This window comes from Trichococcus flocculiformis (assembly GCF_963662535.1).
Taxonomy (GTDB): domain Bacteria; phylum Bacillota; class Bacilli; order Lactobacillales; family Aerococcaceae; genus Trichococcus; species Trichococcus flocculiformis.
In genome coordinates this window covers 598,692-613,896 of record NZ_OY759718.1, presented here as the reverse complement: position 1 = coordinate 613,896, position 15,205 = coordinate 598,692, and the positions used below count along the sequence as shown (strand labels likewise).

Genomic DNA, 15,205 nt, shown 5'->3' with positions numbered 1-15,205 from the left:
AAAGTAATTTTATGCAATCACTTCCATTTTTTATCTCCTTCTGCATGGGTATAAACCTGCGTCCGAATTCGGCTGGGCTCAGAACCATCCCCCAAAAAGAAAACAGCAAGCCCCCAGTCTCCGATTGGATATCGGAAATGGGGGCTTGCTGTTTTAAATAATTTAGCGGTAGAGAAGTCACTATGCCATCAAACTTCACAACATAGTCCGGGAGCGTGCGTCGACTTCGGTGACTTTGCCTTTGCGGAGGACCGGATGCTTGATTTTGTTTACTATGTTTGGAATTTCTTAAAGGAATATTGTGACACCCAAATCAATTCATTATTCCAAATAAAAAACTTGTCTTAAACTTTTACTGATCGGACTATTATCGTCGTTTGTCTTCATGATTGGGGCCATATATTCCCACCATTTTTTGCAAATCTCCGTATTGCTGAAGCTCTCATAGGTTTCTTTGTCTTTCACTTCCACATATGCAAATAAGGTATCCTTCTCTTCATCTAAAAAAATTGAATAGTTTGAAGCACCGTACTCCTTTAGGCTATTACTCATTTCAGGCCATAATTCTGTATGCCGCCTTTCATATTCTACTTGATTCCCAGGATAGAGATACATAATTGAAGCCAATCTGTACATTTTGCTAATCTCCCTTATTGAGTATTTTAGAACTAAATTCATCCCATATAGTATTGTCTATTTTCTTTTTTACATCGAGTAAAATATCTTCGGGCATAATTGTGTTAATGAAAACACGATAACTGGAAGCATTATCGTGTTTCATATTGTGATTGTTTCATAAATGGAGTCTGGGAATAGATCAGTCATCACTTTTCTAGTACCTACCATATAATCGCCAATCCTAGTATTCAATTCAACATTTGTTGGTTAATCCAAAACACTCTCATTCGTCATGTAGACTATAAGATATTTTCTAAAAAATATCTTTCCATTGATCAATATTTTCAGCATCAAATTTAAACGGTTCGCCCAATAATACTTCTGTTCCACCATCCATTGCTTCAGTTACCTCTTTAGTTCCCAAATCTCCTGCATCAAAAGTATCACCTAGTTCACCTGAAATATTTCCATCAGCCATTTCAGCTAAAGTATATCCCGCTAGATAGCCCATATCAATAGGGTTCCATAGATACATGTATGGCGTAACATCTGATTCAATATATTCGGCCATTTCTGATGGTAATCCTAAACCTGTTACTTTAACGTTATCTCCGATTCCTTTATCTGTTACTACTTTTGCTGCAGCAGCTAAAGCTACAGTAGATGGAGCTACAATTACTTTTAAATCTGGATAAGATTGTAATAATGCTTCTGTTTCGGAAGTCGATTTATCACGTAAATCATCACCATATGCAATTTTTACTATTTTTAGATCTGCATATTTTTCATCACTATCCATAACATTCTGCATTTCTTCAATCCAAGTATTTTGATTGGTTGCTGTACTCGTTGCAGATAAAATGGCTATCTCACCAGCACCGTCAGCCATGTCCAATGCGGACTCAGCTAACACGCGACCAATTCCTACAGGATCAGCTTGTTGAATATGGGTATTTCTAGATTCCGTATTTACAGCGGAATCAATACTTATAATTTGGATTCCTTGGTCCCTTGCGGCATTCAATGCCGGTTGTAATGCATCTGGATCATTAGCTGATATGGCGATCCCGTCTACTCCCTGAGCGACTAACTCTTGAATCATATTTATTTGTTGCTCAGCTGTAGGAGAATCTGGTGCTTTCGTAATGGCTGTATACCCTTGTTCTTCAATCGAGTTTATAAAACCTTCCATAAGTTTTTCTCCAAATGGGTTACCCGTATTTTTGTAAACAAATCCAAAACTTTTCACATCATCAGTAGATCCTGTTTCTCCTTCAGAACCGGAATTTGTACATCCTGCCAATAATACTGCTGTTGCTGCTAAAAAATATAGTGTTTTTTTCATATTCTTTCATCCCCTTAAATTTTTTTATTTTTTATTTTGATTCTAGTAACTAATACTGAAACGATTAACAGTACCCCAATAATTAGAGTGATTGTTTGGCTGCTTACATTTGCAATCCCTAAGCCATATCTCAAGAATCCAATTATGAATACTGAAATAATTGGGCCTAGTATTCTACCAATACCGCCACTCGTGTTGACACCTCCTAATACAACCATAGCAATTACTTCAAGTTCATAGCCCATACCAATATCCGCTCTAACACTTGACATTCTAGAAGTTAAGAACAGAGAAGTAACTGCCGCCATTAATCCCATTAAGGTAAAGACAATGATAATATTTCTATTAACCTTGACTCCGGAAATAATACTAGTTCGTTTATTGAAACCAATAGCATATATTTCTCTGCCAAATACGGTTTTGTGGAGAACAGCGGTAAATAGTATCGCTACTACTATAAATACAAGCATAATAATAGGAATACCTGCTACAGAGCCCCATCCCAAGTTGGTATACCAAGTGGGGAATCCAGATATCGAATTATTTTCCAATAGAACATAGGAAAAACCTCTAAAAATTGTTTGAGTAGCAAATGTCAGAATCATTGGAGGAAGTTCCGAAAACTTAGTATTCAATAAACCGTTTAAAAATCCGCAGATAACCCCTGTAAATAAACTTGTGACTATTGCCAACCACATGGGTGCCCCTGATTGGAAAGCCAAACCCATCATAACAGCAGACAAAGCAACTATGGATCCTACAGAGATATCAATCATCCCTAATAAGAGGATGAAAGTCATTGGTAAAACCATAAAGGCTTTATCCATAAATGACATTGGTGCAGTCAAAAATGTATTTACAGTAAAGAAATTTCCCGAAATAGAAGAGTTAAAAGTAATAATCAATATGAGGATAACAACCAACAACCATTCCCACTGCATGAAAAAGGATTTAATACTCTTATCTTTTTTCGTAGATAATTCATATTTCCACTTGAGTTCTTCCATCTATATTGCCCTCCTTTTCAATGCATCTTTCTTTTGACGCTTTTGAATATAAAGATTCAAAAGAATAGCAACTAATATAATGAACCCTGTAATGAAATCTTCCCAGAATGTAGATATATTTAATAATGGTAAAGCATTATTCAAAATACCTAGCATAAGTACACCTAGAATCAAACTGGAAATTTTACCGACTCCGCCTCGTACACTCACTCCGCCTAATACGCAAGCTGCAATAACCGACATTTCATAGCCGACGCCTGTATCCCCTTGCGCTGATGCATACTTGCTAACCCACAGTACACCTGCTAAACCCGCAATTAAGCCATTTAATACATATGCTGTCACAATGGTACGATTGGTTGCAATCCCCGTTATACTCGTTGCTTCGTAATTAGATCCAACAGCGTAAATATTTCTACCAGTCTTCGCATATTGTAGAAAATAGTAGAAAATGGCAAATGTCGTGATCGAGAACAGGATTAGGTTATTCAAACCGAAAAGACTTCCTGTGGACAACGATTTGAAGGCTGGTGTCATCTGATGAGCGCTGATCCAAGCATTATTACCGACAACATATGTCAATCCTCTATGCACATTCATCATTCCTAATGATGCAATTGTTGGATTAATTCGACCTTTTGAAACAAGCAAACCTAAAATGAGTCCCGTAACTATTCCAATCATCATTCCCAATAAAAGAGAGAAGACAACTGGCAAATCAGGGTAAATACTTACAAAACGAGCTGCAGACATTCCGGATAACGCTAAAACCGCTCCGATGGATAAATCTATCCCTCCAGTTAGCATTACTAGCATCATTCCGACCGAAAGCATTCCTAATAAACTAGTATTCTTTAGCAAATCTGTGATATTGGTACCCGTGAGAAATTGCGGATTCTTCATTTGAATATAAATCATAGCAATGATCATAAATACGAGTAACCCTATTTCTTTTACGTTCATATTCTTAGTTAGATTCTTATACCTATTTTTTTTAAGAATATTTTCACTCATTTTACCACCACCTTTTTAAGATTCTGACATTGCATACTGTAATATTTCCTCTTGAGAAGTATTTTTGGTATTTAGTTCAGCGGAAACCTTACCTTCTTTGATGACAATGATTCGATCACTCATACCCAAAACCTCAGGCATTTCTGAGGATACTAATATGACTCCATATCCTTTTTCAGCTAATTCTCCCATTATTTCATACATTGCAGCTTTTGCTCCCACATCCACTCCCTTTGTTGGCTCATCAAGAATGATGACTCTCAAGAATGAAGTCAATATTTTAGCTAATACAACTTTTTGTTGATTCCCACCTGATAAATTGGATACTTTATCAAAAATAGAATTAGCCTTTACGTTAACTCTTTCGCCGAAAGTTTTTGCAACTTCAAATTCTTCTTGGGAATTTATCCAAAATCGATTGGTCATTTTTCTCAAATTGGTCAAGGTTATACTTTTATATATTTCTAATTCAGTTATTAACCCACCTTCATGTCTATTTTCTGATAATAATCCAATACCATTTTCTAAAGCATGGGATGGTGACTTGGGTATGAAGGTCTCACCCATTAATTCGATACTACCTTCATCATGTTTTTCTAAACCATAAATGGTTTCTACGATTTCAGTTCTCCCTGCGCCCACCAATCCCGTCAAAGCAACAATTTCTCCAGCTTTTACTTCAAAATTTATATTTTTGAAGTAACCAGTTCGTGATAAATTATTAACCTTCAAAACAGTATCTCCGATTACTAATTCTTTTTTGGGGAATAGCGTATTAATTTCTCTTCCCACCATTGCTACGATTAAATCGTGATTCGAAATTTTATCAACATCCCAAGTACCTATATATTTTGAGTCACGTAAAACGGATACTTTTGAAGCTAAACGATACATATCTTCAAATCTATGGGAAATGAATATAATAGACTTCCCTTGATCACGTAAATCCTCCGCTATTTTATAGAGTTCCTCACTCTCGTTAATTGTAAGGGATGCAGTAGGTTCATCCATGATGATAATGCGGGCATTTTGAGAAAGTGCTTTCGCAATTTCTACAATTTGTTGCTGGGCTACCGACAACTCTCCCATTATTCGGCGGGCATCAAAATTTGCACCAATTTTTTCTAACAATTGGTTTGCTTCGCTGTTCATCTTTTTCCAATTTAAATAATTAATTTTTCCAGCTGTATACTCGTGGCCTAAAAATATATTTTCCGTTACCGAAAGGTCAGGGTAGCTTGTTGAATGCTGATAAATAGCTGCAATCCCAGCTTTTTTAGAATCATTTGTATTCTTAAAACTAACTTCTTTCCCATCTAGATAAATTTTTCCTTCTTCCGGCTGGTGAACTCCGGTCATCACTTTGATAAATGTAGATTTACCAGCACCATTTTCTCCCATTAATGCATGAATTTCTCCTGCCTTTAATTTGAAATTCACATTATCCAGAGCCTTGACACCTGGGAAAATTTTTGAAACTCCCTCTAATTGAAGCACGTAATCTTCCATATTAATTCCTCCTTTATCTCATTATTTTTAAATGGAGTAATGCTTTTACTACAAGTCTCCTTTACTGACACCTAATTGTAACCGCTTTTAATTGCATCCATAAGTAAGTTTTGGATAGTTGCCGCTGAGATACCTTTATTTTTACAAAAAATATTTATCCTGCAAGGCCACCCTATTTTGAAAGCGCTTAAAAATAAATGCAATTACTGTCATATCATGTCTATTTTGACAATCATAATCTAGAGCCTGAAGTAATAATATCAGCTACTATACAGTACTATATTTACTTACTAAACATCTCCGCAATGAAAATGTTTACATTACTATTAAACAACTTAATCTTTTATGTTACAATGTCCATAAATACGTTTTGAGTACCAATTATACAGGAGGTGTTAGAATGCAACTTATCAAATTCCTAATGGAAGAGACTATTATTGAAAAGGAGCAGAAAAAGAGGCATGTATTTGTTCCGGACTTACCAGATTTGGACAACCTGCAGACAAAAGTGCCCAAAATCAAGAACAACTTTTTTTTCGAAAACAAGGATATCTACATAAGCAAACATAGTCGCTACGCCGCCTATCCCGAGCACTCGCATCAATTCCTCGAGCTTAATTACATCGTGAAGGGTGAATGCCGCCAACTCATCAATGGCGTCCCATATCTGTTGAAGGAAGGCGATATCCTGCTGATGGACACCGGCAGTGAGCATTCGATTGAAGCGCTAGGGAAAGAGGATCTCCTATTGAACATCCTATTCAATAATAAGAGTATTTCCATCGATTGGCTCAAGAACATGAACCATAACGATAGCATCCTGTATAAAATGTTACTTACCAATAATCAACAAGGTTCAAATCATACAAACTATATTCTTTATAGAAATGAACAAAACGAACACATCCAGCAAATCATCAACAGTATGTTGAACGAATATTTTTTCCCTAAGGTCTTTTCCAGCAAAATTATCAGTAGTTACTTGCCCATCCTTCTTTATGAATTGGCGCGTTCCTTACCATACGAATACAATGAGAATTTCAGCGAAAAAGATCCTTTCTACGAGGTCCTCCAATTGATAGACACAGAATTCGAGACAATTACGCTTAATGAAGCCTCAAAAATATTAAATTTCAACAAAAACTATTTGAGTAATATGGTTAAAAAACGAAGTGGCCAAACCTTCACAGAATTGCTCAACGAGAAAAAATTATTGAAGGCAAATCTATTGATCGAATCCACTGAAATACCAATCAATACCATATTATCTGAAGTAGGCTTTTCGAATAAAACCTACTTCTATAAATGCTATAAAGAGAAATTCCAGAGATTACCTTCTGATGTCCGTAAAAAATAGGACAAATAAAGAAAAGAACACGAGAAAACATCAGCCATGAAGCTAAGCAATTCCTGAAGTTCCTGACCAAATCATTCTCGGATTATATATGAGGCTCGCGTAGCTATGCCCCAAAAATAAAAACAGCAAGCCCCCAACCTCCGATCTGATGTCGGAAATTGGGGGCTTGCTGTGTTTTACTGAATTTATTTATTGAGGAATTATTCCCCCCGCACCCTCATAACCGTCTCCCGCTCGATCACTTCATGCGGCACGATCATCTTCGGCAGCAAGGCGCTCGGTTCGTTGAGTTGGCGGATCAGGAGGGCGGCGGCTTGTCGGGCCAGTTCCTGGACGTGGATGTCGATGGTCGTCAGGAATGGATGGGACAATGTCGCAAAGACGGAATTGTTGAAGCTGATCAGCGAGATGTCGTCGGGCACTTTGTACTTGTCCAGCTGCAGATATTGCAGGACGCGTAAGGCCAGGCGGTCATCGCCGACGACGAGTCCGGTCGGTTGGGTCTCTTCGAGGAACTCCTGGAAAGCCATGAAATCAGTCGGCGTTTCGAAATAGAGTTCCGGATGGACGGTCAGGTTGGCGTCGCGTAAGGCATCGGAATAGCCTTTATAGCGTTCCTTGTCGACGACTTGGGAAGGCGTCAGACCGACATAGCCAATCCGCTGGTGCCCATGCTGGATCAGGCAGTCGGCCGCCGATTTGCCGGACAGGCGGTTGTCGTTGTCGATATAGATCGTTTCGTTCTCGTAGACATCCGGTTTCCCCAACAGTGCGTATGGAATCTTCTCATCATGCAGGAACTTGCGGATCGGATCTTTCGCCTCCGAATACAACAGGATGAAGCCATCGACCAGTTTGCGTTGATGCATCAGGCGCACACTGTCCTTCAGTTCCGCCATCGTTTTCCCGGTCGCCAGGGAGATCATGTATTTCTGTTCGTTGCAGACGACGCCGATTTCCTGGATCATCTCCAGGAAGAGCGGATTCTGCGCAGGATTCCCCATCGTCCCCACCGGCAGGATCACACCGATCGTCTGCGTGGACTTATTGGCCAGGTTCTGGGCGGCGAAGTTGGGCGTATAGCCCAGTTTATGCATCGCTTGGCGCACTTTCACTTTTGTGTTTTCGCTGATCAGCGGGCTGTCCTTCAACGTGCGTGAAACGGTTGAAGTAGCGACGCCTGCTTCTCTGGCGACATCTTTTATTGTAACGGTCATAGGCATTTTCCTCAGAGTTCATTTTTGTATTCTAAGATTACCATGTAAAGTTGTAATTTTGAACCCTTGTCGCTAAAGTATTTGGCGCCAGAACGATATTGTCCCAGCCCGGATGATGGATGGCATCCGGCACTTCCTGCGCTTCGATCGCCAAACCGAGGTGGCTTTGCATCGGGCGTCCGTTCACAAGGTAAGGCTCATTCATGTCAGTCGTCGAAAACAACACGATGCTGCTGCGGTTGCTGGACAGCGCCATTTCCCGGCCACTGCCCGCATCGCTGAGGACCAACTGCTTTTGTTCGTCCGAGTGCATCAGGAACACGTCGTCGAATCCTTCAGGCTTTTTTTGAATGGCGTCGCCGATAACAGTCGCTTCGCGGAAATCGAAAGCCGTCCCCGCCACCGCTTGTTTCGTACCGGTCGGCAGCTTATCTGTATCCAATTCCAGCACTTCTTCGCAGGCCAGCTGCAAAGTGTGCTCAGTGATCGGACGCTTAGCCTCGCCGCTCAAGTTGAAATAGATATGGCTAGTCGGGTTGAACAGCGTCTCCTCGGAACTGATCCCTTCCATCGTGATTTTCAGGCAACCTTCTGCATCCAGCGTATAGCTGGTTTTCGCCTGCAGCCGGCCGGGATAGCCGACCGTTTCCGGCGTCGATTCCAATGTGAAAGTGACGGTCACTGCTTCTGCCGCCTCTTCGGTCGTGAAGTCCCAGAACTGCTGGCCCCAGCCGCGGCTGCCGCCGTGGATATGGTGTACACCATTGTTCTGCTCCAGCTGCGCTGCGCCCCATTTGCCTTCAGCGATCCGGCCGGCAACTGGTCCAACGGTCGCGCCGAAGGATGCCTGGTCGTTACCGTAGGCTTCGGCATCAGCCAAGCCCAGGACAACATTTTCGCTCTGGCCTTCCCGGTCCGGGACAAGCAAGCGGATCAGCCGTGCGCCGTAGTTGATGCAGCTGACGGACATGCCGTTCGGCTGGCTCAAATCGATGCGCATGACTTGTTCCGTTCCGATGCTGCCCCATTCGCGGATAGAGATGCTAGCCATTGGCCGTCGCCTTCTCCCACGTATCGCGCAGGACGGCAAGCGACAAGTCGCTCGTGTCCGCCAAGACGCGGTCGGCTTGCGCCAGCACTTCAGCGTCGCCGATTGCGATCGCAGGAATATGCGCAGCTTTGATGGCCTCCACGCCTGAAGCGGCATCTTCCACGCCGATGCACTCGGCTGGTTTTGCCCCTGCCAGCTCCGCGCCGGCCAAGAAGATGTCCGGAGCCGGTTTACCTGCAGCCACTGAGGCTGGATCGACGATGCCGTCGAAGTAGTCCTTGACCTGCAAAAGCTCCAGGATGCCAGGTGCGTTCTTGCTGGCGGAAGTCACGATCGCCTTCAGACCCGCTTCGCGCAATTCTTCCAAAAGCGGCAGGATGCCAGGCAGGATGTCCGCCGGTGTCATTTCCTGGATCAATTCCAGATAATGGTCATTTTTCTTTGTGCATAAGGCTTCTTTTTCAGCTGTGGAATATTTATCCGCCAAGCCGCCGAATGCCAGGATGCGCTCGAGCGAATCGATGCGGCTGACACCCTTCAGCTCTTCATTGAAGGCTTCGTCAACGGTGACCCCCAACTCCGCGCCGAGGTCACGCCAGGCCAAAAAATGGAATTTGGCAGTGTCGGTGATGACGCCGTCCAAGTCGAACAATACTGCTTTCAACATTTCTTTCTCTCCTTTGGTGCCGCTCATGCGGACACGGTCTTTTTCAGTGCGACTTTGATTTCATCTTTCAGTTGCAGTTCTTCATCATAGATGCGGACAGACAACGCTTCGCCTTTCACCAAGGTCAAGCTGACGTGTTCTTCGTTCACCGCGATCAGGATCAAGCTACCGCGGTAGTTGATGTGGAATTGGTAGTGCGTCCAGTCTTTCGGCAAGAACGGCGCGAAGCTCAGACCGTCTTTGGCGCGCATGCCGGCGAAGCCTTCCGCAATCGTCAACCAGCTACCGGTCATCGAAGTGATGTGCAAGCCGTCTTCGGTATCATTGTTGTAGTTGTCCAGATCCAGACGGGCAGTGCGTTGGTACAGTTCCACAGCTTTTTCTTCCTTGTGCAGCTCGGCCGCAAGGATCGCGTGGATGCATGGTGACAAACTTGATTCATGCACGGTCATCGGCTCGTAGAAGTCAAAGTTGCGTTCTTTTTCTTCCAGCGTGAATTCGTCACCGAACAGGTAGATCCCTTGCAGGACGTCGGCTTGTTTGATGAAGCAAGAACGCAAAATCTTGTCCCATGACCAGTGTTGGTTCAATGGCAAATCAGCTTTGTCCAGCGCGCTGACCGGTTTCAGATCTTTGTCCAGGAACGTGTCGTGCTGCACGAAAACTTGGCGCTCCTCATCGTACGGGAAGTACATGTTGTCGATGATGTCCTGCCATTTTGCTTTTTCGGCTGCGGTGATGCCCAATGCTTCTGCGCGTTCCGGATACTTCTCCAGGCTTTCCAAAGTATAACGCAGCACCCAGACAGCCAAACGGTTTGTGTACCAGTTGTTATTGATGTTGTTTTCGTACTCGTTCGGTCCGGTTACGCCATGGATCATGTAGCATTGCTTGTTTTGTGAGAAGTGTACGCGATCCGCCCAGAAACGGCTGACGGCGCTGAGCACTTCCAGCCCTTCTTCGGCCAGGTAGCTTTCATCGCCTGTATAGGCGGTGTAATTGTAGATTGCGTAAGGGATCGCACCATTGCGGTGGATTTCCTCGAAAGTGATTTCCCATTCATTGTGGCACTCCACGCCGGTGAAGGTCACCATCGGATACAACGCGCCCTTCAACCCTTGTTGCTTAGCATTATGGAAAGCACCCGGCAATTGGTTGTGGCGGTATTTCAAGAGATTGCGGGTAACTTCCGGCTCGGTAACCGCCAAGTAGAACGGCACGCCGTAAGCTTCCGTATCCCAGTAGGTAGCGCCGCCGTATTTCTCGCCGGTGAAGCCTTTCGGTCCGATGTTCAGGCGCTCATCTTCGCCGTAATAAGTAGAGAACAGTTGGAACAGGTTGAAACGGATGCCTTGTTGCGCTTCGTCATCTCCGCCGATTTCGACATCCGCCAGATCCCAACGCTTAGTCCACAGATTCGCTTGTTTTGCTTCCAATTCTTCGAAACTTTGGCCAGCTACTTTGGTGGCGTAGATTTCTTCGGCAGTTGCTGCCAGCTGGTCCTTCGCATGATCGCGGCTCGTCGTCAGCGTCACGTATTTCTCTAATGAAAGGACTTGGCCGTTTCCGGCTTTCCCTTCGAACACTTGGGAGACGAACAATTCTTTGCTGTTGTTGCCTTTTTGCGCGAAGCCTGTCGCATTGTGGTGCATCGTGGCAGCCACGCTGAAGCGCTCGATGCCGAAGTTGTTCGGGATCGTTTCGACGACCAGCGTATCATCCGTCTGTTCGACCCATTCCCAGAACATTTCATCATAGTTGGCATCTTCGTTTTGGACATTCCCGTCCAGAGCACTTTCGATACGGATCGCGGCCTTTTCCGAGGCTGTGATTTCCACTTTGATAGCGCAAAGTTCCTTGATGTCGATGCTCAGGAAGCGGGTGAAATGGACGGTGATTTCTTTACCGTTCTTCACTACCGTAAAGAAGCGTTCCAAGCGGCCTTTTTCCATATCCAACGTCAAGTCGAAGTCTTTCACTTCATCGGTGTAAAGATCGATTTCTTCTCCGTCCACAAAGATGTGCATATACAGAAAATTCATCGCATTGATCACTTTTCCGAAATATTCCGGGTAGCCGTTTTTCCACCAGCCGACGCGTGTTTTGTCGGGATACCAGACGCCCGCCAGATACGTGCCTTGATGGTGATCGCCCGAATAGGCTTCCTCGAAGTTTCCACGCATGCCCATGTAGCCGTTGCCGAGACTGGTCAGACTTTCCTGCAGGCGGCGATTTTCTTTGTCTAATTGTTTGGTTGTTACTTTCCAAGGATTGATTTCAAAAATTTGTTGCGTCATTATTGGTTCCCCCTTATTTGTTCTTCCCCCTTATTTTACGTGCAATCGGTTGCATTGTCAATGCAAAAGTTGCATTATTATTTCCGACGCATGATTTCCTTGGCATTGAAACGTTTTCTTCATCTATCCGTTTAAAAACCAATTTATTCTAAAATAGACCGCTTGCAAAATTTCTGGATATGGTCTATACTTTGAATCGCAAACGTTGCAATCGATTGCACTGACAAATTTGAGAGGAGTTTTAAAATGAAAAATATATTTACATTCGATTTTTGGCAAAAATTCGGTAAGGCTTTGATGGTCGTTATAGCGGTCATGCCGGCAGCTGGTTTGATGATCAGTATCGGCAAGATGATCGCTATGTTCTCTGGAGATGTCCAATTGTTGCTGACAACGGCTGGGGTAATCGAAGACCTGGGCTGGGCTGTCATCGTCAACCTGCATATCCTGTTCGCTGTCGCCATCGGGGGTTCCTGGGCGAAAGAACGTGCCGGCGGAGCCTTCGCAGCACTGCTTGCCTTCATCCTGATCAACCGCACGACCGGTAAACTTTTCGCAGTGACCGGAGATATGTTGGCTACGGACGGAGCGACTACCAAAACCTTGTTCGGCCAGGACATTCTGGTGAATGGTTACTTTACCAATGTTTTGGGCGCGCCCGCTTTGAATATGGGTGTCTTCGTTGGGATCATCGCCGGTTTTGTCGGTGCGGTCATCTTCAACAAATACTACAATTACCGCAAACTTCCTGATGCGTTGTCCTTCTTCAACGGCAAACGCTTCGTGCCTTTCGTCGTAATCGGTTGGTCCGTCCTTATTTCCCTTGTCTTGGCAATCATCTGGCCAGTCGTTCAGACCGGCATCAATAATTTCGGGATTTGGATCGCGGACTCCGCGGATACCGCACCGATTTTGGCGCCGTTCGTATACGGTACGCTGGAGCGTCTGTTGTTGCCGTTCGGTCTGCACCATATGCTGACGATTCCGATGAACTACACTTCTTTGGGTGGAACTTACACCATTTTGACAGGCGCTGCTGCAGGTTCTCAAGTGTTCGGTCAAGATCCGCTTTGGTTGGCTTGGGCCAGCGATTTGGTGAACTTGAACAACACCGGCGATACAGCAGCCTACAATGAGTTGCTTAACGCATTCACTCCTGCCCGCTTTAAAGTTGGTCAAATGATCGGCGCAGCCGGCAGCTTGATGGGCTTGGCTTATGCTATGTACCGCAACGTCGATGTCGACAAACGTCCGAAATACAAATCCATGTTCTTCTCCGCAGCCATCGCTGTTTTCCTGACAGGGGTAACCGAACCGCTTGAGTACATGTTCATGTTCGCTGCACCACTGCTTTACGGCGTTTATGCAGTATTGCAAGGAGCCGCATTCGCTATGGCCGACATCATCAGCCTGCGCGTCCACTCCTTCGGTACGCTGGAATTCCTGACCCGCATCCCGATGTCTTTGAAAGCCGGCTTGTGGTTGGATGTCGTCAACTATATCTGGGTGACGCTCGCATTTGCCGTAATCATGTACTTCGTTGCCAACTTCATGATCAAACGCTTCAAATTCGCAACGCCAGGCCGTTTGGGCAACTACACGGACCTCGACGGCGAAGCTGAAGAAGCTGCTCCTGCCACTGCAACACCGGAAGGCAACGCTGGTGCATCCGATAACGATAAACTAGTTTGGAACATCATCGACGCATTCGGCGGCCAAGAAAACATCACTGAAGTCGATGCTTGCATGACCCGTCTGCGCGTCACGGTCAAAGATGAAACCCAAGTTGCAGAAGATAAAAAATGGTCCACATTGGGTGCACGCGGCGTCATCCGCAAAGGCAAAGGCATCCAAGTCGTGTACGGTCCCCAAGCAGATGTCCTAAAATCTGATATAATAGATCTATTAGGAAGATAGGAAAAGCGGAACGGGTTCGTTCAGCCCTGAAAGAAATTTAGGAAATCGTGCCGACTGAGCATCGAAGAGCGCAATATGCTGAGAGACTTCCTGCGTCAGTAGGTTAGTCGAACAGTATCCTTGGCTCGAAGAGACAAGGGGTTCCTTCATAAATAATTTCCGAAGGGCTTACCCGTGTAGCTAGCCATCATTTTGGATGCACGAAACACTTTAAAAGTCTGTAAAACATCCCAAATGATGCACTTTCTATTTTAAAAGATTATCTTAATAGCTATATATTTAGAAAGGAGAGGACCTCATGAAACTACTGACATTGAATACGTACAGTTGGGTTCAAACAGCAGACCCTGAAACTTACGCCGCCCTGATTGCGGACATTCTGGAAAATGATTACGACGCCATCGCCCTGCAGGAAGTGAACCAGCTTTCCAGCGGCACAAGCGTCAACGAACCGGAGGGCTATCTGCCCACCCAGAACGAAATCCCGATCAAATCGGATAACTTCGCCTACTTCTTGGTGAAGTCCTTGGCGGAGAAAGGACTTTCCTATCATTGGTCCTGGGTACCTTGCCACCAAGGCTACTTCCGTTTCGATGAAGGAGTCGCCATCCTCAGCAAAGCGCCGATTCAGTCAGTCGAACAAGTCCAACTTTCCGTAGTCAATGATTTCGAAAGCATCCACACCCGCCGCGCCTTGGTCCTCGAGACCGAAGCGGCCGCTTTCGTCTCCGTCCACCTGTCCTGGTGGAAAACGGAAGAAGAAAATCCGTTCTTGTTGGAGTGGACTTCCGTTGAGACGGCTGTCAAAAAACTGCGCGGCATCAAGCCCATCTATGTCATGGGTGACGTCAACAACCCAGCCGACGTCCGCAACGAAGGCTACGACCTGATCACGAACGCCGGCTGGCAGGATGCCTACGCCGTCGCCGCAACGCGAATCGGATCTGCAACCGTTCCGCCGGCAATCGACGGCTGGGAAGGAAACGAAGTCCCCTTGCGCATCGACTATATCTTCTCAGACCAGCCGCAAGCGGTCGAAACGTACGAAGTCAAATTCGACGGGAAGAAGTTGCCTTGCGTGTCTGATCATTATGGGGTTGCGGTGACATACGCCTGAGATTGATACATTTGAAAGAAAGAAGATCTACCTCGCGCGAGGTAGATCTTCTTTTTACATTTAGTTTTGTTGGACCCAGTGGCGGGGGT

Annotated in this window: 12 protein-coding genes; 3 read left to right on the top strand and 9 right to left on the bottom strand. The window is 44.8% G+C overall.

Going from position 1 to position 15,205, the window contains the following annotated elements:
* Positions 1 to 321: 321 nt before the first annotated feature.
* The 5 genes from rhaM to ACKPCD_RS03150 form a co-directional block, all read right to left on the bottom strand.
* A complete protein-coding gene (gene rhaM, locus ACKPCD_RS03170; RefSeq protein ID WP_319995161.1) occupies positions 322 to 636 on the bottom strand; it encodes an L-rhamnose mutarotase in 315 nt (104 codons plus the stop codon).
* Positions 637 to 931: 295 nt separating this feature from the next.
* A complete protein-coding gene (locus ACKPCD_RS03165) occupies positions 932 to 1,963 on the bottom strand; it encodes a substrate-binding domain-containing protein (RefSeq protein WP_319995160.1) in 1,032 nt (343 codons plus the stop codon).
* A gap of 14 nt (positions 1,964 to 1,977) precedes the next feature.
* Positions 1,978 to 2,970, bottom strand: coding sequence for an ABC transporter permease (locus ACKPCD_RS03160; protein ID WP_319995159.1), 993 nt, complete (start codon positions 2,968 to 2,970; stop codon positions 1,978 to 1,980).
* Entirely contained in the window at positions 2,971 to 3,984 is a 1,014-nt protein-coding gene (locus ACKPCD_RS03155) for an ABC transporter permease (RefSeq protein ID WP_319995158.1), read from the bottom strand. It lies immediately after the preceding gene.
* A gap of 15 nt (positions 3,985 to 3,999) precedes the next feature.
* Positions 4,000 to 5,493 (bottom strand): sugar ABC transporter ATP-binding protein, encoded by a 1,494-nt coding sequence (locus tag ACKPCD_RS03150; RefSeq protein ID WP_319995157.1) that lies wholly within the window; start codon positions 5,491 to 5,493, stop codon positions 4,000 to 4,002.
* A 400-nt stretch (positions 5,494 to 5,893) separates the two neighbouring features.
* On the opposite strand from ACKPCD_RS03150, the gene ACKPCD_RS03145 reads away from it, so the two are divergent.
* The gene (locus tag ACKPCD_RS03145; RefSeq protein WP_319995156.1) at positions 5,894 to 6,850 is read left to right on the top strand and encodes an AraC family transcriptional regulator; all 957 of its coding nucleotides are present in this window, start codon (positions 5,894 to 5,896) and stop codon (positions 6,848 to 6,850) included.
* Positions 6,851 to 7,050: 200 nt separating this feature from the next.
* Here ACKPCD_RS03145 and ACKPCD_RS03140 read toward each other — a convergent pair whose 3' ends face one another.
* From ACKPCD_RS03140 to ACKPCD_RS03125, 4 genes are read right to left on the bottom strand one after another with little or no spacing between them, the layout of a single operon-like run.
* Positions 7,051 to 8,067, bottom strand: coding sequence for a LacI family DNA-binding transcriptional regulator (locus ACKPCD_RS03140; RefSeq protein ID WP_068562642.1), 1,017 nt, complete (start codon positions 8,065 to 8,067; stop codon positions 7,051 to 7,053).
* Between the two features lie 37 nt (positions 8,068 to 8,104).
* Positions 8,105 to 9,118 carry an aldose epimerase family protein gene (locus ACKPCD_RS03135; protein ID WP_321433972.1) on the bottom strand — a complete coding sequence of 338 codons (1,014 nt, stop codon included), beginning with the start codon at positions 9,116 to 9,118 and terminating at the stop codon, positions 8,105 to 8,107.
* Positions 9,111 to 9,785, bottom strand: coding sequence for a beta-phosphoglucomutase (gene pgmB, locus ACKPCD_RS03130; RefSeq protein ID WP_086988954.1), 675 nt, complete (start codon positions 9,783 to 9,785; stop codon positions 9,111 to 9,113). Before pgmB ends, ACKPCD_RS03135 begins: the two co-directional genes overlap by 8 nt.
* Before the next feature lie 23 nt (positions 9,786 to 9,808).
* Positions 9,809 to 12,082: a maltose phosphorylase MdxK gene (locus ACKPCD_RS03125; protein ID WP_321433971.1), complete on the bottom strand. Its 2,274-nt coding sequence runs from the start codon at positions 12,080 to 12,082 to the stop codon at positions 9,809 to 9,811.
* Between the two features lie 246 nt (positions 12,083 to 12,328).
* Here ACKPCD_RS03125 and ACKPCD_RS03120 point away from each other — a divergent pair, with 246 nt between their 5' ends.
* Positions 12,329 to 13,999, top strand: a complete 1,671-nt coding sequence (locus ACKPCD_RS03120) for a PTS transporter subunit IIBC (RefSeq protein ID WP_321433970.1) — start codon at positions 12,329 to 12,331, stop codon at positions 13,997 to 13,999.
* A 298-nt stretch (positions 14,000 to 14,297) separates the two neighbouring features.
* On the top strand, positions 14,298 to 15,116 hold the full coding sequence (locus tag ACKPCD_RS03115; RefSeq protein ID WP_321433969.1) for an endonuclease/exonuclease/phosphatase family protein: 819 nt from the start codon (positions 14,298 to 14,300) through the stop codon (positions 15,114 to 15,116).
* Positions 15,117 to 15,205 lie beyond the last annotated feature (89 nt).

Bases quoted from the DNA above. Each gene is read 5' to 3' on its own strand.
- ACKPCD_RS03135 (WP_321433972.1), bottom strand. From the start codon at position 9,118: ATGGCTAGCATCTCTATCCGCGAATGGGGCAGCATCGGAACGGAACAA.
- ACKPCD_RS03140 (WP_068562642.1), bottom strand. From the start codon at position 8,067: ATGACCGTTACAATAAAAGATGTCGCCAGAGAAGCAGGCGTCGCTACT.
- ACKPCD_RS03120 (WP_321433970.1), top strand. From the start codon at position 12,329: ATGAAAAATATATTTACATTCGATTTTTGGCAAAAATTCGGTAAGGCT.
- pgmB (WP_086988954.1), bottom strand. From the start codon at position 9,785: ATGTTGAAAGCAGTATTGTTCGACTTGGACGGCGTCATCACCGACACT.
- ACKPCD_RS03165 (WP_319995160.1), bottom strand. From the start codon at position 1,963: ATGAAAAAAACACTATATTTTTTAGCAGCAACAGCAGTATTATTGGCA.
- ACKPCD_RS03160 (WP_319995159.1), bottom strand. From the start codon at position 2,970: ATGGAAGAACTCAAGTGGAAATATGAATTATCTACGAAAAAAGATAAG.
- ACKPCD_RS03115 (WP_321433969.1), top strand. From the start codon at position 14,298: ATGAAACTACTGACATTGAATACGTACAGTTGGGTTCAAACAGCAGAC.
- ACKPCD_RS03125 (WP_321433971.1), bottom strand. From the start codon at position 12,082: ATGACGCAACAAATTTTTGAAATCAATCCTTGGAAAGTAACAACCAAA.
- ACKPCD_RS03155 (WP_319995158.1), bottom strand. From the start codon at position 3,984: ATGAGTGAAAATATTCTTAAAAAAAATAGGTATAAGAATCTAACTAAG.
- ACKPCD_RS03150 (WP_319995157.1), bottom strand. From the start codon at position 5,493: ATGGAAGATTACGTGCTTCAATTAGAGGGAGTTTCAAAAATTTTCCCA.
- rhaM (WP_319995161.1), bottom strand. From the start codon at position 636: ATGTACAGATTGGCTTCAATTATGTATCTCTATCCTGGGAATCAAGTA.
- ACKPCD_RS03145 (WP_319995156.1), top strand. From the start codon at position 5,894: ATGCAACTTATCAAATTCCTAATGGAAGAGACTATTATTGAAAAGGAG.